The 1,132-nt window shown below is 49.4% G+C and carries 2 protein-coding genes; both read left to right on the top strand.

The window, feature by feature from the left end; genetic code table 11:
• Positions 1–330: hypothetical protein (locus ACTQ50_RS19650; protein WP_441485562.1), on the top strand; the 330-nt coding region annotated here is incomplete at its 5' end.
• Positions 323–1,123 carry an ExeA family protein gene (locus ACTQ50_RS19645; RefSeq protein ID WP_441485561.1) on the top strand — a complete coding sequence of 267 codons (801 nt, stop codon included), beginning with the start codon at positions 323–325 and terminating at the stop codon, positions 1,121–1,123. The genes ACTQ50_RS19650 and ACTQ50_RS19645, both read left to right, overlap by 8 nt.
• Positions 1,124–1,132: the final 9 nt, after the last annotated feature.

Below are 1,132 nucleotides of genomic sequence, written 5' to 3'. Positions count from 1 at the left end.
AGCGGATGTATCAGTTTCTGCGGGCAGAAGTATGAAGTGGAGCTTGGCTTGTCCATGATCCACCGGGACGTAGATGTAGTCTATGATCCCGCGGATATCTCTTCCGTCACCATAGAATGTGAAGGGTTTCCCGCATGCAGTGCCAGGCCGCTTATAGTGACAGGCCATGCCGCCCGGAAACCAGAACTTCCAGAAAGTTACGAGAAAAAAGAACCGGAAAGCTCCCGTATGCTGGATGCTGCAGCCAAAAGGAACGAAGAACGGCAGGCGATCCGCCGCACTGCCATTTCCTTTACAGGAATGAATGCGGGAGGTGGGGACAATGTTTGAATCTTTTTATGAAATGACAGCCACTCCCTTTACCCGTGGAATCCCAAGCCATGAACTGTATATGCCTCCGGAACTGGATGAAGTGGAGAACCGTCTGAAATATGTGGCGGAGCGCCAGCTTTTCGCTGTCCTGACCGGTGACTGTGGGACTGGTAAGACCACGATCCTGCGCAGATTTGCGGATGACCTTGATCCAAACAGATATAAATTTTTGTATATATCAGATTCGAAGCTGACACCCAGGAACTTTTACCGGATCCTGCTGTGCCAGATGGGATTTACTCCAAAATATAACCGCGGGGATGCAAAACGCCAGCTTCATGAGGAGATCGAGATCATGAAGGCTGTACATGGGATCCAGCCGGTATGTGTCTGCGATGAATGCCACCTGATGAACCGTGAAATGCTGGAAGAGATAAGATTTCTCTTAAACACGCACCTGGATTCGAAAAGCCCGATGGGATTAATACTTGCAGGACAGACAGAATTATGGAAAAAGCTGCAGCTGCAGGCATATACAGCGATCCGTCAGAGGATCGATGTACAGAGTGTATTAAACCATTATGACCGTTCCCAGACCGGAGCTTATATACGCAGACAGCTGGACTATGCTGGGTGTGGGAGGGATATTTTTACTGACGCAGCCATTGATGCTGTTTACCAGTATACTTCCGGTACAGCCAGGATGATCGATAAAGTATGCACCAGTCTCCTTCTCTACGGAAGCCAGTCACGTCTGCGCCTGATCGATGACCATGCCGTCAAGCTTGTACTTGAATGTGAATTCAGTTAAGGAGGCGGC

The sequence above is a fragment of the Blautia sp. Sow4_E7 genome, from assembly GCF_052116245.1.
Classification (GTDB): Bacteria; Bacillota; Clostridia; order Lachnospirales; family Lachnospiraceae; genus Blautia_A.
The sequence above is the reverse complement of the archived record's forward strand: the minus strand, read 5'-3'. Positions and strand labels throughout refer to the sequence as shown.

What these genes read in the sequence shown, in the direction of transcription:
- ACTQ50_RS19645 (WP_441485561.1), top strand. Translation starts at nt 323, where the DNA reads ATGTTTGAATCTTTTTATGAAATGACAGCCACTCCCTTTACCCGTGGA.